The 23,540-nt window shown below is 41.4% G+C and carries 24 protein-coding genes; 13 read left to right on the forward strand and 11 right to left on the reverse strand.

All coding sequences use genetic code 11. From position 1 onward, the window contains the following. Position 1 precedes the first annotated feature (1 nt). The 5 genes from CDC37_RS25040 to CDC37_RS21745 all read left to right on the forward strand — a co-directional run bounded on the left by CDC37_RS25040 (position 2) and on the right by CDC37_RS21745 (position 3,340). Positions 2 to 394, forward strand: a complete 393-nt coding sequence (locus CDC37_RS25040; protein WP_096619923.1) for a helix-turn-helix domain-containing protein — start codon at positions 2 to 4, stop codon at positions 392 to 394. Further along, entirely contained in the window at positions 307 to 948 is a 642-nt protein-coding gene (locus tag CDC37_RS24570; protein WP_197707004.1) for an IS630 family transposase, read from the forward strand. Before CDC37_RS25040 ends, CDC37_RS24570 begins: the two co-directional genes overlap by 88 nt. A 61-nt stretch (positions 949 to 1,009) precedes the next feature. Then, positions 1,010 to 1,504: a hypothetical protein gene (locus tag CDC37_RS21740; protein WP_157780813.1), complete on the forward strand. Its 495-nt coding sequence runs from the start codon at positions 1,010 to 1,012 to the stop codon at positions 1,502 to 1,504. A 22-nt stretch (positions 1,505 to 1,526) separates the two neighbouring features. Beyond that, positions 1,527 to 1,733, forward strand: a complete 207-nt coding sequence (locus tag CDC37_RS24575; protein WP_157780814.1) for a hypothetical protein — start codon at positions 1,527 to 1,529, stop codon at positions 1,731 to 1,733. A gap of 44 nt (positions 1,734 to 1,777) precedes the next feature. After that, a complete protein-coding gene (locus CDC37_RS21745) occupies positions 1,778 to 3,340 on the forward strand; it encodes an aminotransferase class I/II-fold pyridoxal phosphate-dependent enzyme (protein ID WP_096625057.1) in 1,563 nt (520 codons plus the stop codon). A gap of 121 nt (positions 3,341 to 3,461) precedes the next feature. On the opposite strand, the gene CDC37_RS21750 is transcribed toward CDC37_RS21745, so the two are convergent. Beyond that, complete coding sequence (locus tag CDC37_RS21750; RefSeq protein WP_096625059.1) at positions 3,462 to 4,421, reverse strand: methyltransferase domain-containing protein; 960 nt, start codon at positions 4,419 to 4,421, stop codon at positions 3,462 to 3,464. A 266-nt stretch (positions 4,422 to 4,687) separates the two neighbouring features. On the opposite strand from CDC37_RS21750, the gene CDC37_RS21755 reads away from it, so the two are divergent. From CDC37_RS21755 to CDC37_RS21765, 3 genes are all read left to right on the forward strand, one after another. Continuing rightward, positions 4,688 to 5,284, forward strand: coding sequence for a chromophore lyase CpcT/CpeT (locus CDC37_RS21755; protein WP_096625061.1), 597 nt, complete (start codon positions 4,688 to 4,690; stop codon positions 5,282 to 5,284). Between the two features lie 279 nt (positions 5,285 to 5,563). Then, positions 5,564 to 5,890, forward strand: a complete 327-nt coding sequence (clpS, locus tag CDC37_RS21760; protein WP_096625063.1) for an ATP-dependent Clp protease adapter ClpS — start codon at positions 5,564 to 5,566, stop codon at positions 5,888 to 5,890. Positions 5,891 to 5,897: 7 nt separating this feature from the next. After that, complete coding sequence (locus tag CDC37_RS21765) at positions 5,898 to 6,191, forward strand: DUF2103 domain-containing protein (protein ID WP_096625065.1); 294 nt, start codon at positions 5,898 to 5,900, stop codon at positions 6,189 to 6,191. Between the two features lie 163 nt (positions 6,192 to 6,354). On the opposite strand, the gene CDC37_RS24580 is transcribed toward CDC37_RS21765, so the two are convergent. Further along, positions 6,355 to 6,528, reverse strand: coding sequence for a hypothetical protein (locus tag CDC37_RS24580; protein ID WP_157780815.1), 174 nt, complete (start codon positions 6,526 to 6,528; stop codon positions 6,355 to 6,357). A gap of 60 nt (positions 6,529 to 6,588) precedes the next feature. Continuing rightward, the gene (locus CDC37_RS21770) at positions 6,589 to 7,023 is read right to left on the reverse strand and encodes a hypothetical protein (RefSeq protein WP_172892846.1); all 435 of its coding nucleotides are present in this window, start codon (positions 7,021 to 7,023) and stop codon (positions 6,589 to 6,591) included. A gap of 456 nt (positions 7,024 to 7,479) precedes the next feature. Here CDC37_RS21770 and CDC37_RS21775 point away from each other — a divergent pair, with 456 nt between their 5' ends. After that, a complete protein-coding gene (locus CDC37_RS21775; protein WP_096625067.1) occupies positions 7,480 to 8,091 on the forward strand; it encodes a hypothetical protein in 612 nt (203 codons plus the stop codon). A gap of 128 nt (positions 8,092 to 8,219) precedes the next feature. On the opposite strand, the gene CDC37_RS21780 is transcribed toward CDC37_RS21775, so the two are convergent. From CDC37_RS21780 to CDC37_RS21790, 3 genes are all read right to left on the reverse strand, one after another. After that, complete coding sequence (locus CDC37_RS21780; RefSeq protein WP_096625069.1) at positions 8,220 to 8,957, reverse strand: hypothetical protein; 738 nt, start codon at positions 8,955 to 8,957, stop codon at positions 8,220 to 8,222. A 33-nt stretch (positions 8,958 to 8,990) separates the two neighbouring features. Beyond that, positions 8,991 to 9,410, reverse strand: a complete 420-nt coding sequence (locus tag CDC37_RS21785) for a secondary thiamine-phosphate synthase enzyme YjbQ (protein ID WP_096625071.1) — start codon at positions 9,408 to 9,410, stop codon at positions 8,991 to 8,993. A 431-nt stretch (positions 9,411 to 9,841) separates the two neighbouring features. Continuing rightward, positions 9,842 to 10,519, reverse strand: a complete 678-nt coding sequence (locus CDC37_RS21790; protein WP_096625073.1) for a response regulator transcription factor — start codon at positions 10,517 to 10,519, stop codon at positions 9,842 to 9,844. Positions 10,520 to 10,960: 441 nt separating this feature from the next. Between CDC37_RS21790 and CDC37_RS21795 the strand changes: the two genes are divergently transcribed. Next, the gene (locus CDC37_RS21795) at positions 10,961 to 11,698 is read left to right on the forward strand and encodes a phycobilisome rod-core linker polypeptide (protein ID WP_096625075.1); all 738 of its coding nucleotides are present in this window, start codon (positions 10,961 to 10,963) and stop codon (positions 11,696 to 11,698) included. 248 nt (positions 11,699 to 11,946) lie between these two features. After that, positions 11,947 to 12,252 (forward strand): CpeR family transcriptional regulator, encoded by a 306-nt coding sequence (locus CDC37_RS21800; protein ID WP_096625077.1) that lies wholly within the window; start codon positions 11,947 to 11,949, stop codon positions 12,250 to 12,252. A 244-nt stretch (positions 12,253 to 12,496) separates the two neighbouring features. Here CDC37_RS21800 and rnc read toward each other — a convergent pair whose 3' ends face one another. The 5 genes from rnc to CDC37_RS25615 form a co-directional block, all read right to left on the reverse strand. Then, positions 12,497 to 13,231, reverse strand: coding sequence for a ribonuclease III (gene rnc, locus CDC37_RS21805; protein WP_096625079.1), 735 nt, complete (start codon positions 13,229 to 13,231; stop codon positions 12,497 to 12,499). Positions 13,232 to 13,893: 662 nt separating this feature from the next. Next, positions 13,894 to 14,493, reverse strand: a complete 600-nt coding sequence (locus tag CDC37_RS21810) for a Uma2 family endonuclease (RefSeq protein WP_096625081.1) — start codon at positions 14,491 to 14,493, stop codon at positions 13,894 to 13,896. Positions 14,494 to 14,556: 63 nt separating this feature from the next. Next, on the reverse strand, positions 14,557 to 17,121 hold the full coding sequence (gene hetF, locus CDC37_RS21815) for a cell division protein HetF (RefSeq protein WP_096626522.1): 2,565 nt from the start codon (positions 17,119 to 17,121) through the stop codon (positions 14,557 to 14,559). Positions 17,122 to 17,892: 771 nt separating this feature from the next. Further along, entirely contained in the window at positions 17,893 to 18,027 is a 135-nt protein-coding gene (locus tag CDC37_RS25610) for a hypothetical protein (RefSeq protein WP_255408870.1), read from the reverse strand. Positions 18,028 to 18,036: 9 nt separating this feature from the next. After that, on the reverse strand, positions 18,037 to 18,171 hold the full coding sequence (locus CDC37_RS25615) for a hypothetical protein (RefSeq protein ID WP_255408871.1): 135 nt from the start codon (positions 18,169 to 18,171) through the stop codon (positions 18,037 to 18,039). A 2,013-nt stretch (positions 18,172 to 20,184) separates the two neighbouring features. On the opposite strand from CDC37_RS25615, the gene CDC37_RS21825 reads away from it, so the two are divergent. Both CDC37_RS21825 and CDC37_RS21830 read left to right on the forward strand, forming a co-directional pair. Continuing rightward, positions 20,185 to 22,371, forward strand: coding sequence for a DEAD/DEAH box helicase (locus tag CDC37_RS21825; protein WP_096625085.1), 2,187 nt, complete (start codon positions 20,185 to 20,187; stop codon positions 22,369 to 22,371). Between the two features lie 50 nt (positions 22,372 to 22,421). Next, entirely contained in the window at positions 22,422 to 23,249 is an 828-nt protein-coding gene (locus tag CDC37_RS21830) for a metallophosphoesterase (RefSeq protein ID WP_096625087.1), read from the forward strand. Positions 23,250 to 23,540: the final 291 nt, after the last annotated feature.

Below are 23,540 nucleotides of genomic sequence, written 5' to 3' on the forward strand. Positions count from 1 at the left end.
AATGAAACCCTACTCAATCGATTTACGAGAAAAAATAGTAAGTGCTTACGAAAAGGGTGATACATCAATTCGAGGAGTAGCTGTGCAGTTTGGTATAGCAAAAAGCTATGTGCAGAAGCTAATCAGGCAAAAAAGATTGGAAGGGCATCTAGAACCCAAAAAGCAAGGTGGAGCAATGAAGGGTAAGCTAGATGATTACGGTAGCGAATTAGCAGAAATGGTTCAAAGTTACCCGGATTTAACTTTATTGGAATATTGCGAGTATTTTGGAGAAAAATATAACATTTGGGTGTGTGCAAGTGTGATGTGTTGTGCATTGCAAAAACAAGAATTAACTCGAAAAAAAAGACTTTACGTAGCAGCCAAGCGAAAACAGAAAGAGTCCAAAAACTGAGATTAGAATATTGGGAGAAAGTAAAACACATAGACCCAGAAAACCTTGTGTTTATAGACGAAATGGGTGTTTTGCTTGGTTTGACTAGAACTCATGCTCGAAGCGATCGCGGGAGTAGAGCTTATGATTTTAAACCATATTACCGAGGTGCAAAAATAAGTGTAATTGGAGGAATTAGCTTCAAAAAAGTCTTAGCTGTGATGACTTTAAATGGCTCAATGAATGGAGAAGCTTATAAAGTTTTTGTAGAGCATTTTTTACTTCCACAATTATGGGTTGGTGCAGTCGTTGTAATGGATAATCTGCCAGCACATAAAGTCGAAGAGATTAAGCCTTTGATTGAATCTGTAGGAGCAAGTGTTCTTTATCTATCTCCTTATTCCCCTGAATTTAATCCAATTGAACATTGGTGGTCACAATTAAAAGCGTTCTTAAAACAGTTTTCTCCTAAAAGTGCATCTGTAGTTGATGGTTTAATTAAAATTGCACTGACATTAGTTGATCCAAAGCATCTAAAAAATTGGTTTACTAATTGTTGCTACTGTACCTCATAAACCTCGAATCTGCTGTATCTCCATACTTTGGTTGAAGATAAAATTCTTCCAATTAATTAATATGAACAAATCTCTGGGTTGCCAAGCACTGAAATCGCTGCAAAAATGTGCTGTAGTATTGCTGACATTTCCCCTATTTTTATCCATGTCATCTGCTGCTTTAGCGGGATGGTGTGATTTACAGATTCGCAATAATAGTCAGCATAAAATACGTGGTATTTACATGTCCCATGCAGGGAAAAATCACTGGAGTGATAATTTACTAGAATCCCATGCTCCCCATCATGATAGGAAGAAGGTTGATGCTGAGTATCAAAATGATGATTATCACCCCAATTCACAAGCTTATATTCCACAGCATCCCCATGAATATATGATTAAACAGGGTGAATCTGTGCAGATGCGATACGAATATGATGAGAAGCAATGTTATTACGATATGAAGATTGTGAGCGAACACGAAACTGAGGGAGAGATTCATCAAGTTAATTTATGTAAAACCACAGCCTATGAAATCAGTAATGATGATTATGGTGGTTCGACTCAAGCTTGGTGAGGATAGTTTTGGATTTTAGATTTTGGATTTTGGATTAGACGACCCGACGGTTTGTAGAGACGACCTGACGGTTTGTAGAGACGACCTGACGGTTTGTAGAGACGACCCGACGGTTTGTAGAGACGACCTGACGGTTTGTAGAGACGACCCGACGGTTTGTAGAGACGACCCGACGGGTCGTCTCTACGGTAATTTTGTTTTATGCAAAAATCAATCAAAAAATCAATAAAATTGATAGATTATTAAAATTGCAGATATCAAATCTCAAATTGAATGGTTAGGGAAAATTCACAACAGTTCCAAACACCTTTGTTGGATGCACTGGGAAAATGCATTCAGGATGGCCATGCAGCTTTTTATACTCCTGGTCATAAAAAGGGGATGGGAATTGATGGGAGGTTGCGGGAATTATTGGGTGAAAAATTGTTTTTCGCTGATTTATCGGAGTTGAGTGAGTTGGATAATTTAGCTGCACCGAGTGGCGCGATCGCAAGTTCACAATGTCTTGCAGCAGCAGCTTTTGGAGCAAATTACACTTTTTTTTTGGTGAATGGTTCTACCTGTGGTATCATCGCGGCAATCATGGCAACTTGCAATCCTGGTGATAAAATTATTTTGCCACGCCATATCCATGCTTCCGTAATTTCTGGGCTAATTATGACGGGAGCTGTGCCAATTTTTATCCAATCCCAATATGATATTCAGTTCGGGATTCCCTACGGAATTACCGTCAGCGACCTCGCTTTGACCTTGGGTCAACACCCGGATGCCAAGGCTGTGATGGTGGTTTATCCTAGTTATGAGGGGCTTTGTGGGGATATCCGTGGATTTGCAGAGTTATCCCATAGTTATGGTATACCCTTGTTGGTGGATGAAGCCCACGGTTCCCATTTCTGTTTTCACCCCCAATTACCGATTTCCGCTTTAGCTGGGGGTGCGGATTTATCCGTGCAATCGATCCACAAAACCCTAGGTGCGATGACCCAAGGGTCGATGTTGCATGGGAAGGGGAATTTAATTGATTTAAATCGTCTCAGGAAAGCTTTACGTATGGTGCAGTCTACTAGTCCGAGTTATATTCTGATGGCTGGGTTGGATGCAGCACGCTATCAAATGGCAACAATGGGTTTAGAATTGATGGAGCAGGCTTTATCTTTGGCGAATTTTGCCCGTGAACAGATTGCGAAAATCCCCGGTTTATTGGTACTGGAAACACCTGTAGATTCAATGGATGATGCTGTTCAGAAACCTGAATTGAACACTAACTTAAATTCAAAATCCAAAATCCAAAATCCCAAATCACAAATCCAAATTGATCCAACTCGATTAACAGTAATAGTTTCCCCATTAGGAATCACAGGTTTTACCGCAGATGATTTTTTAGAAACCAAATATGGCGTTCGCTGTGAATTTTCCTCCCTACATTATCTGACATTTATCATTACTTTTGGTAACACTCCAGCAGATATTGACAAATTAATTACCGGATTAACAGCCTTAACTAATTTACTCTCCTGCGAAAAGGATATATATCTTCTCAACTCTATCAATACAGAAGTTCTGGCGAAAAATTTCACCTCAATTAACCAACAATTAGTCATAACACCACGGGATGCTTTTTTTGCAACAACGGAAACCATCGAAATGACCCAAGTATGCGATCGCATTTGTGCGGAAACGATTTGTCCCTATCCACCGGGTATTCCGATTTTGCTACCGGGTGAATTAATCACTGCTGAAGCTTTAGAATATTTACAAACTGTTAAAAGTCTCGGTGGTTCGATTACCGGGTGTGCTGATCCGAGTTTGCAGACCTTACAAGTTGTCAAACAGTGATCAGCAGTTGCGCATTTAAATTGTATATTCACGACTTTTGATGGATGACAGTCAACCGTCAACAGCAAATCGAATAGTTATGTAATTGATGTGAATATGATCTGATGAATATGATCTGAATCTATACACTGGATTTTGAGCGAACAGCGCGAAACATCCCAAACCGACACAGACCAGTACCAAAAGCTAACCGCATTAATAATAAAGTAGGTACTTCCCGCAAAGACTTAATCAAACCAGGTAAACCAAAACGTATCCATCCCTGGGGTCTGACAATTCCTTCCCAAATCGAACCTAACCAGGAAGGAAGGGTTTCCTGAGTCCAATCTGCGGTGATTACTTCCCCTTCCACCAATCCCGTTGCGGTCAATAACTCCGAAAATCCCTCAATACTTGCAAAAGCTGGATGTGACCATTGATCAAGTAATTGCTGCATGACAATTTTTTCCCAAAAATTCAAGGGAATTTGTCGATCATCCCTTTGATTCCAGTCCGCAACAACTAAAACTCCCCCCGGTTTCAATACCCGCATTAACTCCTTGGCAAACACCATTTTATCTGGCATATGGGGACCTGCTTCAATTGACCAGACAATATCAAAACTCTCATCGGGAAAGGAAAGAGCCATTGCATCATCAACTAAAAAATTGGCACTAACTTCCTGGGGTGTCAACTCAATCGCACGTTTAACCTGCTGGGGACTAATAGTAATACCCGTAACCACAAAGCCATAATCCCGTGCCAAAATCCGACTACTACCACCAATACCACAACCCACATCCAACACAGTTGTACCGGGGGGAAATTTATCTAAACCTCCCCAACGTACCATTTCATGGACAAAATCCGACTTCGCAACTAGAAAATCCTTCTTTCGCGGTGGGGAACCATAATGACCCAAATGAATATGCTCACCCCAGTAATACTCTAAAATACCATCCTCCGTCCACTGGTCATAGGAACTCGCAACGGTATCCGACGATTGGTAACGTCGAGCGGTAAATAGGTATACAATAATTGCGATCGCAATTAATCCAATTAGTCCCACAATCAATCCCAGTCCAGAAAACAACCCACCCATGAAAATCCTGTTGTCGTGTCTTAATATTTCTTCATAATCTGATTCTATCGTATTTTGCATTTGGTAGAGATGTAGCATTGCTACCTCCCGACCCCAATAACTTTATAATGAGGTTTGTGCCTGGATTTCTCACGAGTAGGTTGTAAGCCTTGAGTAACGGATTGATTTTCTAACTACTCCCTATTCCCTGTGGGTTTTAGGGTTTTGTGAGAAATGCGGGTGTAGTGAATTCTCCCTAGTTTGTTTGTAAGGAAAAATTATTAATAATGACCCATTCAACTGATATTGCCACATTAGCACGCTGGATGTCAGCTGATTTTAGTAACCAGGAACAGGCTTTTGAAAACCCTCCTTTTTTTGCCCATATCCGCGTTTGCATCCGTCCTTTACCCTATGATTTATTGTCAGGTGTGGGATTATTTTTAGAACAAGCCTACGATTTTACCCTCAACCAACCCTATCGGATGCGGGTGATGAAATTGATGGTATCGGAACAGGAAAAAATCGTGATTGAGCATTTTACGGTGAAGGAAGAGCAAAAATACTATGGTGCATCTCGTCAACCGGAACGCTTACAAGCTCTGACTTTAGAAGAATTGCAACCAATGAATGGTTGTAATATGATTGTGGAGTGGACTGGAAACAGTTTCAAAGGTAGGGTGGAACCAGGTAAGGGATGTCGCGTCAACCGCAATGGTCGGGAAACTTACCTAGATAACGAATTTGAAATTAGCGCCGATACTTTTTTGAGCTTAGACCGGGGACGGGATATCGAAACCGACGAACATGCTTGGGGTTCAATTGCTGGACCATTCCATTTTGTCAGATGGAACAGCTTTGCAGATGAGGTGAGTTTAGGGTAAATGGATTTTGGATTTTGGATTATACTTTGCTGGGATGAGAGACATAGCATTCCCATTGCCACATGTTTCAACAATCAACAAACCAAAAGGGAAATATATCAGTTTGCAAAGTATAAAAGTATAGTATAAATGTTCCCTACTCCGTGAAAATGAACTGCGGCAATATTCCCAGATGAAAATTTGGTCAAAGTTACCAATTTTAACCTCGCCTGGCGAACAATCGATTAAACTAGTTACGTGTAGTGTAGTTTTGTAAATATTTACGAGCGAACATTTCCTATGGTGAAGAGCCTTTCAGTTGCAGTGTACAGCATGGCGACAGCTCCGACTGTAACCCCTGAACGGACGAACCAGGTTGTACAAAAACCTTATCCTAACTACAAAGTCATCGTTCTCAACGATGATTTTAATACATTTCAACATGTCGCCCAATGCCTAATGAAATATATTCCGGGGATGACCAGTGATCGCGCTTGGGAATTAACCAACCAAATTCACTTTGAAGGTTTAGCTACGGTTTGGGTTGGACCGCAAGAACCAGCAGAACTGTACCACGAACAACTTTCTCGTGCTGGTTTAACAATGGCTCCTCTAGAAACTGCGTAAAATCACCATGACAAAACCCTCCACAGGCAGATTAGTTTGGAATCATTCTACGCATATTGCCGGATTAATACCTATCCTGGAACGGCTGTGTCAGAATGAGGGAATTTATACCATTACACCGGGTGTCTTGGGGCGAGTCAAGGGTCACTCACCCCATTTCCAACTGCGTATTTCCGTGCCAATTCGTGGAGGTTTTAAAGCGATCGCTCGTCATGGAAAATCAGTGCAAGAGGTATTTATTGTCACAGACCTTGACCAGGAACAGTTAGAAGCAATGATTCAGGTTGCGGTTTCTAAATAGAGGGAGTAGGGAGTAGTCTTTTAGTCGAGAACTGCTGACACCAGAGCTGATAAAAATCGTTTTTTCCCACACCCTGGGGAAAGATATTACGGGTCTAGACTACTCACTTTCCAGCTAGGAAAACAGCTTTCTGAAACGAAGAACGCAAACCCGAATTAGCTATCTATGATTGGTGATCACATAGAAGTACCAGTTGTCCCCTAACATTTGAGCTTTCCAGTAATTCATGAGCATGAGCAGCAGCTTGTAGGGGTAAACGGTCAGCAATAATTGGTTTAATTTGTTGATGCAGTGATAGTTCATGGTTTCCCCCTTGTGATGTGATTATCCCCGGCATTAACTGTCATGCTAGGGAAAAATCCTGTGGATTTTGTGAGGGAAATCAGATATCTCCTCGTCACCGACGTACTTGAGCGCTAAATCCTGCGGCTTTAAACTGTTTTAGCTGTAGGGGAAGTGGTTGGTTAGCAGCGACGGAGATCCGCATGGAAAAATCACTCACACCGGGGGGAACTTCAGCAATGGAACCAATCCGGGTGCGGTTTTGCATAACGGGGTTATTATTTGCGTCGTAGATGCGACCAAAAACATCTGCATCGTAGACTGTTTTGTTGGTTGCATTTTCTGCCTTACCAGTGACGATAAAACAGTTTGCAGCCATTGTAGTTCCACCACTGGTGACAGCACCTTTACCAATCGCTTCGGGACATTCGCTATAGGAAATATCAAATAACCTAATTTGTGTCAGTGCGAATGCATTGGGGGTAATTAGTAGGAAAAGTACAAGTATCAGGCTACAAATGAGTGTTAGTTTGGGTATGGGGAATTTCATGAATTTGGGAGTCGGGAGTAGAGACGACTCGTCGGGTCGTATGTACAGGATGTCGGGAGTAGAGACGACCCGTCGGGTCGTCTGTACAGGTGGTCGGGTCGTCTCTACAGGGGGTCGGGTCGTCTCTACAGGTGGTCGGGTCGTCTCTACAGGTGGTCGGGTCGTCTGTACAGGAATTAGGGAGAGAAATATTTTATTTTTTCGGCTTGGAAAGCCGATATGGAAGAGTCGCTGGAAAAATTGGGGATAGCTGAACTTTCGCATGGGGTTTTGGGGAATTCAAGTTGTATTGCTTGCTTTTGCTTTGGGGAAAGGTATCGAACAAATATAGAGTTATTGGTTAACTATTCTGTAATTTTATCTCGATAATATTGCAAAAAGTCTACTAGAAACTGGAGTGAAACATTTAACTTTTGTAATATTTAATAAAGCAACCCTGGATGAAAGCAAAAGCCTATGAAGCCTTCGGAGATAGAATCTGCCTTAAGCGCTGCATTGGAGCAGTGTGAAATTGCGAGGTGTCCTCTGACTGCACAGCAAAAGCAAATACTTTTGCAAGCATTTGCGCAACATTTCCAGGGAGCATCTTCAGAACAGAATCAAGGTGATGACAATAATCCATTGGATGAATTGACTCGTGATGAGTTAGAAGCATTTTTCATGTTTGTCAAAGCCAACGAAACCGAAAACCAATCGTGGAAGGTCAAATTACTTAATGATTGGCTGCATCAACTTGACTCCGGTGCGGTTCAGTTTATCCGCGATCGCTATGGTTTGCAATGGTTGGATCGTATTCAACCCCACCATCTCCTCAAATACCAACAACCTGCGGAGGTGCAATTACATATCGGCGATCGCATTGAGGTTTGTAATGCTCTTTGGGAATGGGTACAGGAAAGTAATCCGTCCACAAAAGAGTGGTTTTCATGTACCGTTATCGGTCTCGACCGAGTGGAAGATGGGGAGGAGGCTTTTACTAGTTGTACGATTCGTTTCCCTGATGGTGCAGAGTATCAAATCCACGGTATATATGAGTGGAATCGCTATAATTGGCGTTGGAGTAAATAGGAGATAGGAGACGGAAGATAAAGGGAAATGATTTTTAATACGGAAAACCCGCATATCCTAAATATCTATTAAACCCCAATCTTCCTTCCTCGCTTTGTTCGTACAGACGCGACATGTATGTCGCGTCTCTAACTACTCCCTAAGTTCCGCGATACTTGTTCGCGGAGTTGATCAAAGGGTTTATCCCAGGTTGGGGTCGCATTCCAATCCCAGGTGGGTACGGGGATGAGTTGGTAGCTAGCGAGGATGGTCATGAGTCGGTACTCGTCTTCTGGTTCGCGGGAAAAGTTAAAGGAGTTGCGGTAGGAGTTTTGACAAGTGCGGTATTGGTCGTTGCTGTCTGATGCGATCGCTTGAATCATGGCGTGACCGCGTTGCAGTAGGTCGTTTAAAAAGGTATCGTTAAATGGATGGGTTTGGCTGCGTTGTTGTGGTTGTTTTTGTACCCATCTAGCCCAATCAAATCCATAGCTAAAGTCGTGGACGTAGCGAAAACAAATTTCGTGATTGTTCCCAAATAAGTCCATTAAGGATACCATTTTGTTGGTAAACTCTTCCAGGTGCTGCTCAATACTGTATTGATTATTCAGTGCTATTTGCAAGATTTCTCGGACAATATAATCAAAATCCCAAAAGATGTTTTCGGGAAAGTTTTGGATTTGGGCAATTAAAATTAATTCCAGACTATTTTGAATTAAATCGATGGTTTTACCATCAGTACAAACCGTCACCACTAAATCACCTAGTTGTTGAAAACTGGTACATTGATTTTTGTGTGGGTTGAGCGATCGCGTAATAATCTGATGCTGATAAATAATCTGGTCGAGTTGCTCAAAGTGATGGAGAGGGAGTAAATTTGATGCCATTTGTATTCCTTTTTCTGCTGATTTTCATGGCATTTACGCAACTCCGGAAACATGGACTACCAATTCCCTGGTGTGGGGATACTGGCGATGTTCCCAAATATATATTCCTTGCCAAGTTCCTAGTACCAGTTGTCCGCGATTGATGGGAATATTCTCAGATGTATGGGTCAAAGCTGTACGGATATGGGCTGGCATATCGTCGGGACCTTCGGCATCATGGATATAGTAGGGTCCTTCGGGTACTAATTTGGCCATGTAGTTTGCCAGGTCTTTGAGGACATCCGGGTCGGCATTTTCTTGAATAATTAAGCTGGCAGAGGTATGGCGTAAAAATAGGGTACATAACCCCGTATTTACCTCTGATTCCGCTACGATTGAGGCGATTTCCGATGTAATATTGCGCAGGGATTTGGCGGTTGTGGAAACCCGGAGGAGTTTTTGGTATTGCTTCATCGCGATGGGAGCAACTAGGTTTTGAGATGGGTGATTTTATGGTTTGCTTTTGATCCTAAAATAATTAGAGCTTCTAAAATCAGCTGATGTAATGAAATTTAAATTTATAAATTCGACTCCCTGTTCCCTACTCTCACGAAAAGACTTTTTCCCCAGACCCTAATTACCTAATTAGGGCTTGCTGAAAAATAGTAAAACTCTTATCCTGTAAGCTTTGGAGGATATTTTCTTCTGAAAAAGTACAAACAAATAGACCTATAGAGTTCAAAAAATCTCACATCTGCAATTTTTTGTAGTCATATGAAAAGTGGAATTGTTCGGTTAAAACTATTCCCTACTCCCTGCTCCCTGTTCCCTACCCTCACGAAAAGACTTTTTTGCAGACCCTAATTAATTAAATATTCTCCCGATTTTGCCCATAGGGACAAAACTCACTCCAACTGCTTTAAACGATAACCGATTCCATGTACTGTTTCAATCAAATCCCCGCTAGCTCCAGCAGCTTTCAGTTTTTGTCGTAAACTGCGAATATGAACCTTGACTGCATGTTCTTCTGGGGGAGATTCCAGTGACCAAACATGTTCAATAATTACGCTCCGACTCATTACTCGCCGACCATTGCGTAATAATAATTCTAATAACCCGTATTCTTTAGGCGTTAAATGTAATAATTCTTGTCCATAACTGACTTCGTAGGTACTGGGATTCAAACGCAAATTTCCCCAGGTCAGAATCGGTGTTGATGCAACATGACCACGACGGAGTAGAGCGCGAATTCTAGCAAATAATTCCTGTAAATCAACTGGTTTAACTACATAATCATCCGCACCCGCATCTAACCCGGTAATCTTATCACTAACCGTATCACGAGCTGTCAACATCAACACAGGCATTGTGTAATTATGCGATCGCAAACGATGACACAAACTCACCCCATCTAGCTCTGGTAACATTACATCCAACAACAGCAAATCGTAATCCAACATCTGGGTTTGATTCCACCCCGCTTCTCCATCCGTCACCACATCCACCACATAACGCTGGTCTATCAAAGCTTCTGCTAGGGTTTCAGCAAGACTTACATCGTCTTCAATCAGGAGAATGCGCATACTATTTGCTGGGACATGGGAACTGTTTATCTTAAGCTTAAACCTATTTTAACTGCTAGAAGCCAACCTTCCTTTTGATTATTAACTTTTACGAAAAAAAATTGCAGGAAGTAACAATATTTCCTTTTGAGGAAATCTTTCCGATTTCTTTACAAATTACTTACCACCTTTCTTACTTTCCCTATGTAATTGTCTATTTGGGGTAAGTTTGTCAATTTTGTCTTGCAATACAACTAGCCTGTCAATTTAATTGTGGCGGAATCTTGTAGCAAGCTTGTCGAAGTTATGGTATTGCGGGAATCCTGAGCGCATTTAGGTTTATAGACGATGGTGTATATATGAATCGTTTTTTTGACAGACTATATAATTACTTAACTAAATTGGCATAGTTTATCCCTCCACAGAATAGAAAATAACCTATAGAAATTTTCAGAAAAACCTATGGCTTTACCATTGTTAGATTATCCCTTGTCATCCCGTAATCATCGTGTCTGTGGGTATGAAGTACCCAGTGAGGAACAACCACGAATTTATAGCGCTGTCAATCAACCATCAGCAGAGGAAATGGATGAATTGATTTGGAGTGCTTACTATCAAGTGTTCCATCAACAACAGATGTTATCTAGTACCCGTCAACCAGCTTTAGAATCCCAGTTACGCAACGGTCAAATATCCGTTCGGGGTTTTATCCGGGGATTAGCGACCTCTGACGCATTTCGACGCTTAAACTACGATAGCAACAATAATTATCGATTTGTGGAAATCTGCGTACAGCGACTACTAGGTCGTCAAGTGTACAGCGATCGCGAAAAGTTAGCCTGGTCAATTGTACTTGCGACCCAGGGATTACCAGCTTTTATCGACGCATTATTAGATAGTCAAGAATATCTGCAAAACTTTGGGGAACACCAAGTACCCTACCAACAGCGACGTATCCTACCAGGGAGAAGTCAGGGAGAATCACCCTTTTTCCGTACAGCTCGCTACAGTGAAGATTACCGCGATCGCTTACCCCAACCCATCACTGCTCAAACCATTAAACCCTGGGGTCTGCAAGCATTTCTCCAGGGCTCTAATAAAGACGTGGTGTTATGGTTAGTTGTTTCCCTGATATTTGTAATTGGTTCCTATTATCTATTGCCAATCATGGGTTTATTACCGCAAATTTCCCCCTATTAAGTAATAAATGCCAGTAAAATTTTTCCGGAGTGAGAAGTCGGGTTTTTAAAAACCCGACGGACTTCAAAGGTATCACGATTTACTTCCCTGCATAGTTACCTCCAAACTCCGGACTAATTATTTCCTACGGCTTTATAATTTCTGGAATCAAACCGGATTTTCGTCAATAAATCCTTATTTATCTACTTTTTGAAAACTCTAATTAATTAAATTCCATTTCCATTTACTTACTTGGTAACGAGTTAGAAATGTTGCCACCAGAAGCAGAAAAAAAACTAAAATCTTGGATACGCAGTCGTCACCTCATTTGTGATGGCAACTTTTTTATATTTGATACTATTGATTACTCCTGTATTGAGAGATTCCACACATGCATATCCGCTTTAGGAGGTAGTTTAATCTCCGTTGATACCATCGATAAAATTTGGATGGGAGACCATCGTCAAGTATTTTTATATCGCGCAAAAGCTAGTTTAAATGTTCCTTGTAATCAGGTCAGACAGTACTGGTTCAAGTATGGAGGTTTGTACACTCGCTTTGACAAACGATGTTAAATTTCCCATCACCATAATGCTCATAATCGATAAAGTTTAGAGGATATTTGAAAATGTCAGTTACGACTATTTTGACTATCCTCCTAAGTCCCAAAATGCTGTTTTAAAGCTGATAAGTAAGTGGGTGGTAAAAATTTTCGTTAAGTTCAGGGAGTAGTGAGGTAGGGAGAGACGCGATATATCGCATCTCTTTTCTTCCCAAATACAATAGTTTCAATATTCCAATGACTTTTAAAACCACCTCCTAAACATTTCCTTTCCCTATCTTGCGATTAATAGCTGCTGATTTTTTGTTTCCACCTTCCATAATTGTCGCAATCAACTCTAAAGCATTTTCCGCAGCAGCCATTTCTGCTTTCTTCTTACTATTTCCTCGACCACGACCATATTCTTTATCCCCAACCATCACCCTAGCCAAAAATTCCGGTGCATGTTGATACCCACCTATTTGTTCGGTAATATATTTAGGTGGAGTAGTGGTAATATGGCGCTGTACCCACTCTTGAAAACGATTTTTAGAATCTATATTTGAGCGATAAGTAACAACACTTTGGGGAACCGAATCAAATAAGGGTTCAACGACTGCTCGCACTGCTTCAACATCAGAATTATTATCCAAATAATAAGCTGCAACTACAGCTTCAAAGGTGCTACTGAGTAAATTTTCATTTTGATATCCCCCTTCACGAATTGCTCCCTTTCCTAAACGCATCCGGAAATCTAACCCAACATCAACAGCAAATTTTGCGAGCTGTTTTTCATCAACTAAAGCAGAACGTCGTCGCGTTAATTCGTCTTCATTAATGTCGGGATGACGGAAAAATAAATATTGTCCACTTAAGTAGTTTAATAATGCATCTCCTAAAAATTCTAGTCGTTCATTATCTTCTCCAGCATCTGGATTTTCGTGAACATAGGAACGATGGGTTAAAGCGCAGCGTAGTAGTTTTTCATTTTTAAATTGTAGAAGTTTATGCATTTATACCTCCATGATATTTCATCTTTTTGTGCGTATCAATAATAGCGAACATCCAATAGGTTTTCCTTGCTGTTTCACAAACTCCATCAGTAATCCGACTTTGTTGCCATTCACACGGACATTTTGGTAGTCCCAATACACGGAAACTGCAACGGAAGCTTGTTTTTCGCTGTTAAATGAAGACATATTTTTGTTAACTCCAAAAAGTTTAGTGATTCTGAGTTAACAGCAGCAAAACGTCAAAACGAATAAGCAGTACCAAATCCTGCAAACTAGGCACTCATCATCAATTCAGATAAGTTAGAACTGCTTAAGTATTATTAATTGATTATTGATTAAAGTCTAAGTCCCACTAATTATCCTATTCTTACCAGCCCTCGATAATCCAAGCAGACGAGTGATATTTGAAGCCCATTAAATAATTTGAAACGAAGGTTTCTTATGAGTCTGGGGTTTACTCGGCTAAATGGATTACCGAACGCTAGCAAGGATAAGACAACTAGTAAATCTTAGGCAAAAATCAATAATGTGTTTGACAACTTACTTAGCTGTACTTATATACTCAGTATATCTCAATATTTTTGGCTGTCAATACCTTTAAAATTCTGTTCTTCAGTAAGTCGGTGGAAATAAACCTCACTATGTAACAAAGTAAAAAGTAGTTAAAATTTTGGCGATCGCAATCTTCCAGGAAATATTCGATTTAAATTAATTTCCAATTCCGGGAAACAAGGTATTTTGATTGTTTGGTGGGGTAAGCAAATTTGCTTATACAAGTAACCAAATTTACCCTGACTATCTTGATAGGGTTCGTGATAGGCTTCAAGATGATAGTCAACTAAATTAAATATCCAATAATCGGAAATACCAGCTTCGGCATAGAGAGGTAATTTCACACTTTTGTCGTATTCTAGGGAAGAATCGGAGACTTCCATCAGAAGTAAAATATCGCGACTTGTGGGATGGGCTGATAAATAGTTGTCATCTCGGTTGTAGATGATCGCAAAATCTGGCTCTGGTTCGCTATTTGTCAGTAAGGTGATTGGTGCTTGTGATTGCAATGTTGCTCGCTCTCCAATTAATCTGGGAAGCTCTCGCAGCAAATTTCGCAGACAGGTTTCATGCGCTCTACCTTTTGCTGACATTTGCAGAATTTCTCCCCGAATTAACTCTAAATGCTCATCCTCATGGAAAAAACCTAACTCTGTTAATTTGTGATACTCTTCTAGGGAAAAGCGCTTAACTAAGATATTATTTGCCATAGGTTGATCGAGTCCTCTGTGATTAAAGTTGACTATTAACTGTTAACAGTCAGCTGTCAACAATCAACGAGAGCCAATTTGTAACAGCGATCGCCAATCTTGGATAGCACTTTCAGTCCAGAGCCAATTTTGTGCTAATGACTTGGGGTGGAAACTTTCAGGGTCGTCTTGAATGACTTTACGGCGTAGTTTTACGGCTTCATTGAGATACTGTTCCCGTTTCGCTGCACCTTCCCCTTGGGAGGATTTATACAAACCTAATGCTAATCCCGCGTAGGCTGTCAATGCATCCTTGGGATTTACGGTTGTAGCGATCGCAGTTGCATTGTTACTCACTGGACTGGCTGGACTTTCTTTGGCAGCAATACTCAAGGCTTGGAACCAGTAATTATTGGCATTATTAATTTTACCTTCAGCATAGTAGGCAAAAGCCAAGGCATTTACATACATTATTGAATCTGGTTTACTTTTAACTGCACTTTCCCAATAACGCCGCGCATCGTCGTAACTGTATTTTTTATCACCTGTTTGTACTGCTTGCCAAGCCAAACGTCCCCAATAAAAATTTACCCTGGGGTCTTGATTCTGTGGGGAAGGAATCACCCTTAAAGCCGCTTCAGCCGAAGATAGGGCATTACGGTTTAAAAGTGCATCTACCGCATCCAAACCCCGTTCTAAGTCCCCTGCACTCAATTTCTCCATAGCATATTCGGTGACAATTCCGGTTGGTTCCTTGACAACATCAATTACCCGGTTCGATGGAGATGTGTTGACCTGGGGAATTTCGGGGATGCTGTTCATTTGTTGGGAATTCCACCAATTTAAGCCAATCGCTAACGCGATCGCACCGACACCGATCATCGCTCCAATTGGTAACAAGGACATTCCCCGTCGTCGTGGGATTGGGCTGACCACTTCGTCATTTGCGCAGGTTTCTGCCGATGGGTTGGAATGATTCCAACTTCCCTCCTGATTTGCTAAGGTAGTAGTCTGGGTGGCTCCCTTCAATGCAGGTTGATTACCGAACACGGTCGATAACTCTCCCCCACTTTCCTTGGCAACTCGTTCATTACGAGCTTCGCGCCATTTTTCCACCTCCCGGTCAAGGGCAGATAAATCGCTAGCTACCTCAACCCCAGGAATTTCTTCCCCCGAAGGTTCGGAAATCAATTCCGCACCCATCGCCGTACTTTCAATCCCTTTTTCCCGGTCGAGTTGACGAAATAAATCGGAAACGATGGCCGAATCTTCCACATAGCTGGAATCATCGTACTCATCGATGTCATCCATCAAATCATCCCAGGTACTATCCCCCAGCCAACCTAATTCCGAACCATCATCACCCAATTCCGGAACCATAATACCATCAATCGGCAATGCCATCTCCGACTGGTCAGGAATCCCTGCAAAATCCGCAGCCACACTTCCCCCACCATAATCATTCATCAATTCGGGACTAGGAGGAATGCGATCGCCGGGATTTAAATAACCATCAAATTCCGCTTGCAAATAGAGAACTGGTAACGCCCAATACATCTGGTGCGCTCCGTAGGCTGTCACTAAACCCTGACGCATTCGACTAACACATAAATCAATCGGATATCCCTGGCTCAAATTCCGATAGAACAATTGTGTTAAAGTTAACGCCACCTCATCGGGAATCCGCTCCGACATTGCCAAAACACTGCGAATTCCCCGTTTAATTAAACTATCAGTTAAATTTCGCTCTCCCGTTTCCGTACTTCCATCCCCATTTCCCCCATAGGCTCCAAAACAGGAATTAAACACCGCCACTTGGATATTATTATTAACAAGTATTCCCGCCAAATCATCACCAGTCAGGGTTTCCGTCAATCCGGTACGGCGATTAACCAGGTAAATTTCCCCCCCATTGACCCCAGTATTACTATGGCCAGAATAATGCAAAATATGGAATCGCCCCTGCTCCAGGGTTTGGGTTAACTCCTCCCGTCCTGGTTGCTCCAGCACCGTCAATTCGATCTGGGGTAGAGCATAACCACCTTCAATACTATAGGTATTTTGGCGCTCTAACTCCGCCTGTAATTTTACCGCTTCCTGCTTGAGCAAATCCAAACGTACCAAATCCGTTGGCGAAGCAATCACCATCAACACGTGAATCCCCCCCTCATCCAAAGGGACAGGCATATTTGTTGCTAACCGCGAACCCGCTCCCATACCTGCTTGATAGCGCGAAAAAGCAATATAGGGACCAGTGGCAATGGGGCGATCACCTGCGTGCATCACCTCCCACGGTAATCTAGCCAATCGCGAATCTTTAATACCTAAACGCAACCGCAGCACCTGTTGATGGTTCTGAGCTATACCCTGTGCCGTAATCCAACTATCCCTAAGAGTGCCCTGAAATAATTCATTGTATAATTGCTGACCCAAAGCCACCAAGTTGACCGAGTTGCGTGCAATGGCTTCACCCTGCAACACGGAGGTTAATGGATCGTTCATCAAATTACCCACACCCGTCAACCAATCAGCCACGGGCCATTTAACGAGTTCTTCTGCCAATGGCACCCCAGGTGCGACTTGTTCCGTCCGCACCAAGTAGTCGTTTTGTCCTACTGGAGTTACGGAAATGTGAAATTCCTGGGTCACAACTTCTCCTGTTCGCCTCCTAAAATTGATTTGAAACACCAACGCTCCAAATCCATGTTTTGCTCCTTCCTATACTTTAGATGCATCTCTGATTTTGTTTGTTTCTCAAAAATACTCAAGATTGCATTTAGCCATATCTATATTTCTACAACTTTAATCTGATTTTCACCAATTTTACTCCCTCTTTTTAGGGTTTCCATAGAAGCAAAATAGCTAAAGCCCCCCACAAACAACCTCTTCAAGTCTTTTGCCGATGGCATGTCTAGCCACTAATTTTGACTCTGAGATTCATCCAAACAGTATTTGTAAAATTATTTCTACAAAAAAAATTCCCCACTAACAATCTCACATTTCACCCCCATGTTCAATAATTTACTTTTGCAATCGAAAATACATCATCAAAGCAATGGCTGGCTAATGTCCCCCCTAGAAGCTTTAAAATCCACTTTTTACATGATTGTTATTTCCTAGGTTTATCATACCCTATTTAATCTTTGTGTTATTAATGATACACGCATTTTCTGGGAGCAGTTCAACCTCGTAACATGAATATGGCGGATAGAGATGGGAAAGTTTTGCTGTATATGCTTTTGCAATCCGTCTGGAATAGCTTCGGGGAAGAATAAGTGTCTTGCCAATTTTCCCCAAAACCTCAAATGCTATAAGCAATAATACTGATGCAAGTTAATTTAAATTCCAAAATTTACTAGTTTGATCCGGAAACGAATCGAGAGTCAGGGAATAGTTAAGTGGTAGATGCACCCTGATAACTCACTCCCCCGAAGGACTGCCATCTTTCGGGGGTTTTTGTTGTAAATTTGCTGATGTACGTAACCAAAATAATTCTGTCACCAATTTATCCGGAAACGAATTGAGAGTCAGGGAATAGTTAAGTGGTAGATGCACCCTGATAACTCACTCCCCCGAAGGACTGCCATCTTTCGGGGGTTTTTGTTGTAAATTTGCTGATGTACGTAACCAAAATAATTCTGTCACCAATTTATCCGGAAACGAATCGAGAGTCAGGGAATAGTTAAGTGGTAGATGCACCCTGATAACTCACTCCCCCGAAGGACTGCCATCTTTCGGGGGTTTTTGTTGTAAATTTGCTGATGTACGTAACTAAAATAATTCTGTCGCCAATTTATCCGGAAGTGAGTTGAGAGTCAGGGAATAGTTAAGTGGTAGATGCACCCTGATAACTCACTCCTCCGAAGGACTGCCATCTTTCGGGGGTTTTTGTATTTTTCTGATTGATTGAAATTCAGAACAAAAGAGCAATCAATACAAATCAACTCAAAATGATGAGAACTCCGACATCTTGTGCAAATGTCGGAGAACTATATCAAAAATACTGAAGAACAAAACCCCACAGAGATTGTAATATTTGAAACTTTCACAATGGCAAATAGTTACACATCCTGAATCAACTGCTTGGAAGTTCTCCACACTCAACTAAAAATAGCGATACACCACAATTTATAGAATAACTAGATGGTAGAAGTGGATAACTCACTCCCCGATGAACTGACCTTGATTTGGGGATTTTTGGATTAGTTTGAACCGATGGGAGATATTCACGAGGAATATTCGGAAATAAGGCAGTATTTGTCTCGATTGGTAAATTTGCATGAAAGATTTATCCGGAAAGTATAAGTTATCGTCAGAAAAGAGATGTGGTAGATGCACCCTGATAACTCACTTCCCCTAGTTAACTGCCATTGACTGGGGGATTTCTGTCATTTTTGACCCTCAATCACTGAGAAAAACCAAGTATAAACTAAAAAATCATCCGGATAGGATTGGTAAGATTGAGAACAAGTAATTGGTAGATGCACCCTGATAACTCACTCCCCTGGTTGACTGCCATCGACTAGGGGATTTTTTTTAACAAGCGACCAAGATAATTTTGCTTTTTTATCCGGACTTCATTGATTGAGTCACGAACAAGTAATTGGTAGATGCACCCTGATAACCTACTCCTCTGGTTAATTTCCAATTAACTAGGGGATTTTTGTTATAACACGGATGCCGGGAAAAAGGATCAAAAATCCGATAACTTTACATAAATGACAGTGAGTATAGCAATTTTTTCCGGAAGCAACTGGCTATCTATAGAACAAATTATTGGTAGATGCACCCTGATAACTCATTCCCCCTAGTTGACTGCCATTAACTAGGGGATTTTTTTCCCAACTCCTCCAGTTAAAGATTGCTTTTAAGTCGGTGGGTGGTGAAAATTGTCGTTCAGATCAGGGAGTAGAGATGACCCGTCGGGTCGTCTCTACGCCGAATGATTGGTTACATTGTGGTTTTATGTTTAATTGCACCTACCTACTTACACAGGTAAGGTGAAGGCTTGTTTAAGAACAACGCTAGCACATTAAATTTTCTAGCTGGCGTTGAACCTGTAACAATAATTTGTAATTCCGGACAAGTATTCAATGGTACGCTACGCTAACAGCACCCCCATGAATGCATTTTATTTCATCTAGATTCCCTAAGTACAGTATCTCCTGACGTGAAAAATAAGATTTAATCAGAGGAAAATCACTTGCCAAGGCTTTATTTTCGCTTGATTTGAAAATGTAGGGGTTGATGCGACTCTTGACACTCTTCAACAGTTGTGGTGTAAGAATTTCTGCTTTTCCCTCCTGAGAAACCTGAATATCATTCAAATCTAGGGAGGAGGATACATTTATAATCTTACAGAAACTGTTTGACTGGATTTGGGCAACATAACTATATGGTATCACTTTTTCAGTCCGCTGGAAAGTAAAATTTGTATCTATTATTAAAGGGAGTGGGGATTAGGGATAGTCCGTAGAGACGACCAGTTGGCTTGTCTGTACAGGGAGTAGCCTACATGTTCTGCATTTTTGATTAGCCGAAGCGATCGCCTAATACTATTTCACTCAAATTCACTCAAATTGTGATAAATTTTCTTCTCCTGCTTCCGAAAGCTCTCCGTCGGGTATCAACTCCAAAGTAAAACGGTATAAGTTGCGAAGAAGCCGGGTTTTTCTCCTGTATTCTATATTCTGTATCCTGTATTCTCCTCATATGGTGTTTTCTCGACTTGCTCCGTTTATCCAAGAATATATTTACCGGCATAATTGGAATGAGTTGCGTCCGGTACAGGTTGCTGCATGTGAGGTGATTTTTGATACGGATGCCCATCTCTTGGTGGCGGCTGGAACTGCTGCTGGAAAGACGGAGGCGGCATTTTTACCGGTTTTGAGTGAATTATATACAATTCAACCACAATCGATTGGGGCGATTTATATTGGACCAATTAAGGCTTTAATTAACGATCAATTCGAGCGATTAAATGAATTACTCAAGGAAGCGGATATTCCGGTATTTCCTTGGCATGGGGATGTTTCCCAAAGTTACAAAAATAAGGCGATGAAAAATCCTCGTGGGGTTTTGCAAATTACACCGGAATCATTGGAAAGTTTTTTAATTAATAAACATAGTGATTTACAGCGATTATTTGGTGATTTACGGTTTGTGATTATTGACGAAGTTCATGCTTTTATGGGGACTGAACGTGGTTGTCAAATTTTGTGTCAATTGGCAAGGTTAGCATATTTGACTAACCGTCAACATCGACGAATTGGTTTGTCTGCGACTTTGGGGGATTATGTATTAGCAGAAACATGGTTAGCGTCCGATACTTGTCGTCAAGTAATCACACCAAAGGTGGATGGGGGAAAGCGAAATTTGAAACTGTCTGTGGAACATTTTTTTGTTTCGGAAACAGAGGATTTAAGCTCAAAAAATCAAGGGGATTATCATGAGTATATTTTTAATTTAACTCAGGGAAGTAAAAGTTTAATTTTTGCCAATAATAAATCACAAACGGAAGCAATAATTGCCTCCCTGCGACAAATTGCTCAACACAAGGGGGAACCAGATATTTATCATGTACATCATGGTAGTATTGCGGCGAGTTTACGACAAGCAGCAGAAGTTGCAATGCAAGAAAAGGGTAAACCAGCAGTCACCGCAGCTACTTTAACTCTGGAAGTCGGTGTGGACATTGGTAATTTAGAAAGGGTGATTCAACTGGAAGCACCTACTTCTGTGGCGAGTTTTTTACAAAGGTTAGGACGGACGGGAAGAAGGGGGGAAGCCGCTGATATGCGGTTTATTTGTGCGGAAGATATAACTGTTCAGGATGCACCATTTCCGGAACAAATTCCTTGGCAATTATTACAAAGTATCGCGATTATTCAACTGTATTTGGAAGAGCGTTGGGTGGAGCCATTTAAACCGTTAAAATACCCGTTATCGTTGCTGTATCATCAAACGATGAGTGTGTTGGTGGCGGCGGGTGAAATTGCGCCGAAAGATTTAGCAAAACAAGTTTTGAGTTTATCGGTATTTCAATATATTACTTTTGATGATTACCGAATGTTGCTGCAATATTTAATTGAGATTAATCATATTCAACGCACCGATACAGGTAATTTATTCCTAGGTTTGGCTGGGGAAAAAATTGTGAATAAATATCAGTTTTATGCGGTATTTCCGGAAGTACGAGAATATCAAGTGAAACAGGATACTCAAGAAATTGGTAGTGTTGCCATTATTCCCAAGGTTGGTAGTCAATTTGGGTTGGCGGGACGAACCTGGGAAGTATTAGAAATCAATACTCAGAAAAAAGTAATTCAAGTTAAACAAGTTCCCGGACAAGCGAGTATTTATTGGCGTGGTGGCAGTGGGATAATTCATAGTAAAATCCTCCAGAGAATGCGTCAAGTCTTGTGTGAAGAAACAGAATATAGTTATTTACAAAAAAATGCGATCGCACGTTTAAGAACTGCTCGCCAATTATTCTATTCTCAAAATTTAGACCAACGTAATTTTCTCCATTTAGAAGCAGATAAATGTCTGATTTTTCCCTGGATGGGTACTATTGGTTATCGTACTTTAGAGCGATTAATTGAGGTGTTTTTTCGTGAGACCTACAGAATTAAACGGATTACAGGGAGAAATCCCTACTATTTACAATTAAGAATGCCCCAGGAAAACCTCGAACCCCTCTATCAGGAGATTTTGAACCTTCCTCACCTCCAGATTATCCCCGAACACCTAGTTAGCGATTCCGAAGCTCCACAAATGGAAAAATATGACGAATTTATTCCTTTCCCCCTACTTCGTAAAGCCTTTATCCATGATTATTTGGATTTGCAACAAGTGTGGGAAGGGTTGGGATGTATACCCCTGACAAACAAACCTTAACAATCGTCTGATAAGCTGGAATCGCTCTTGATGAGGAGTCATGTCAGCGTATGCACAAATTGTTGTCTGGTCCTTTATCCGTGGAAAGATTGAACGTGAGGATTGCAGATTTACCGAAGTCATTGTCTGGAACGAAAATTGTCCATTTATCTGACCTACACTATGACGGACTACGATTATCTGAACAAATGTTAGCAGATGCGATCGCAATCACCAACGAGTCAGAACCAGATTTAATTGTCCTCACGGGAGATTATGTCACTGACGACCCATCCCCGATTTATCACCTAGTTCGACGTTTAAAGTATCTGGAAGCACGTGTCGGGGTTTTTGCTGTGTTGGGAAACCATGACATCTACTACAAGCATTCCCAATCTATCATCACCCAAGCCTTAACAAGTATCGGCATTCAAGTTCTGTGGAACCAAATCGCCTATCCCTTTGGGGAACAATTACCGATTGTGGGACTTGCAGACTATTGGTCACGGGAGTTTAGACCTGCACCTGTAATGGAACAGTTATCAGACCGTACTCCCCGTATTGTTCTCTCCCACAATCCTGATACTGCGGAAATTCTCAGTAAATGGCGGGTCGATTTACAACTTTCTGGACACACCCACGGTGGACAATTTGTGTTGCCAGGATTTGGCCCCATTGTATTATACTATCATCAATTTACCCGTCAACTACCAAAAAAAGTCCGCGCCAGAATACCTTGTTTGCGGGTAAATTCCTCGAAGGTGGTGCGTCATTGGGAATGGGCTCAAGGATTTCATCGCATCGGTAAAAATCAACTCTACGTTAATCGTGGTTTAGGAACCTATCCACCGGGACGGTTTTTTTGTACACCGGAAGTCACTGTGATTACTTTAACTTGATGATTGAGTGAGTAGGGAGTACAGACGACCCGACGGGTCGTCTGTAAAGGGAAGAGGGAGAGACGTGACATGTCGCGTCTGTACTCTCGAAGGGAAACTGCGCTACGCGTCTACATCTAGGCATACGCGTAGCGTTTCCGTAGATTAGCAATAAATAACTGCATACACCAAGTCCAGAGAAAGCAGATTCAATGGTGGAAGCAAAAGTTCTCTATTCTCCTGCTTCCCCATTTTTCCCTGTCACCTAACACCAATTTGAAAAAGGGTTCCCAATCAAAAATAGTATCAACT

Origin of the sequence: Calothrix sp. NIES-3974 (genome assembly GCF_002368395.1) — a bacterium.
In the GTDB taxonomy this organism is placed as follows: domain Bacteria; phylum Cyanobacteriota; class Cyanobacteriia; order Cyanobacteriales; family Nostocaceae; genus NIES-3974.

Bases quoted from the DNA above. Each gene is read 5' to 3' on its own strand.
- CDC37_RS21795 (WP_096625075.1), top strand. From the start codon at position 10,961: ATGGCTTTACCATTGTTAGATTATCCCTTGTCATCCCGTAATCATCGT.
- CDC37_RS21740 (WP_157780813.1), top strand. From the start codon at position 1,010: ATGAACAAATCTCTGGGTTGCCAAGCACTGAAATCGCTGCAAAAATGT.
- CDC37_RS21790 (WP_096625073.1), bottom strand. From the start codon at position 10,519: ATGCGCATTCTCCTGATTGAAGACGATGTAAGTCTTGCTGAAACCCTA.
- CDC37_RS21770 (WP_172892846.1), bottom strand. From the start codon at position 7,023: ATGAAATTCCCCATACCCAAACTAACACTCATTTGTAGCCTGATACTT.
- CDC37_RS21825 (WP_096625085.1), top strand. From the start codon at position 20,185: ATGGTGTTTTCTCGACTTGCTCCGTTTATCCAAGAATATATTTACCGG.
- CDC37_RS21775 (WP_096625067.1), top strand. From the start codon at position 7,480: ATGAAGCCTTCGGAGATAGAATCTGCCTTAAGCGCTGCATTGGAGCAG.
- CDC37_RS21800 (WP_096625077.1), top strand. From the start codon at position 11,947: ATGTTGCCACCAGAAGCAGAAAAAAAACTAAAATCTTGGATACGCAGT.
- CDC37_RS21785 (WP_096625071.1), bottom strand. From the start codon at position 9,410: ATGAAGCAATACCAAAAACTCCTCCGGGTTTCCACAACCGCCAAATCC.
- CDC37_RS21745 (WP_096625057.1), top strand. From the start codon at position 1,778: ATGGTTAGGGAAAATTCACAACAGTTCCAAACACCTTTGTTGGATGCA.
- CDC37_RS21755 (WP_096625061.1), top strand. From the start codon at position 4,688: ATGACCCATTCAACTGATATTGCCACATTAGCACGCTGGATGTCAGCT.
- CDC37_RS21765 (WP_096625065.1), top strand. From the start codon at position 5,898: ATGACAAAACCCTCCACAGGCAGATTAGTTTGGAATCATTCTACGCAT.
- CDC37_RS24580 (WP_157780815.1), bottom strand. From the start codon at position 6,528: ATGCCGGGGATAATCACATCACAAGGGGGAAACCATGAACTATCACTG.
- clpS (WP_096625063.1), top strand. From the start codon at position 5,564: ATGGTGAAGAGCCTTTCAGTTGCAGTGTACAGCATGGCGACAGCTCCG.
- CDC37_RS21780 (WP_096625069.1), bottom strand. From the start codon at position 8,957: ATGGCATCAAATTTACTCCCTCTCCATCACTTTGAGCAACTCGACCAG.
- rnc (WP_096625079.1), bottom strand. From the start codon at position 13,231: ATGCATAAACTTCTACAATTTAAAAATGAAAAACTACTACGCTGCGCT.
- CDC37_RS21830 (WP_096625087.1), top strand. From the start codon at position 22,422: ATGCACAAATTGTTGTCTGGTCCTTTATCCGTGGAAAGATTGAACGTG.
- CDC37_RS25040 (WP_096619923.1), top strand. From the start codon at position 2: ATGAAACCCTACTCAATCGATTTACGAGAAAAAATAGTAAGTGCTTAC.
- CDC37_RS21750 (WP_096625059.1), bottom strand. From the start codon at position 4,421: ATGGGTGGGTTGTTTTCTGGACTGGGATTGATTGTGGGACTAATTGGA.
- CDC37_RS21810 (WP_096625081.1), bottom strand. From the start codon at position 14,493: ATGGCAAATAATATCTTAGTTAAGCGCTTTTCCCTAGAAGAGTATCAC.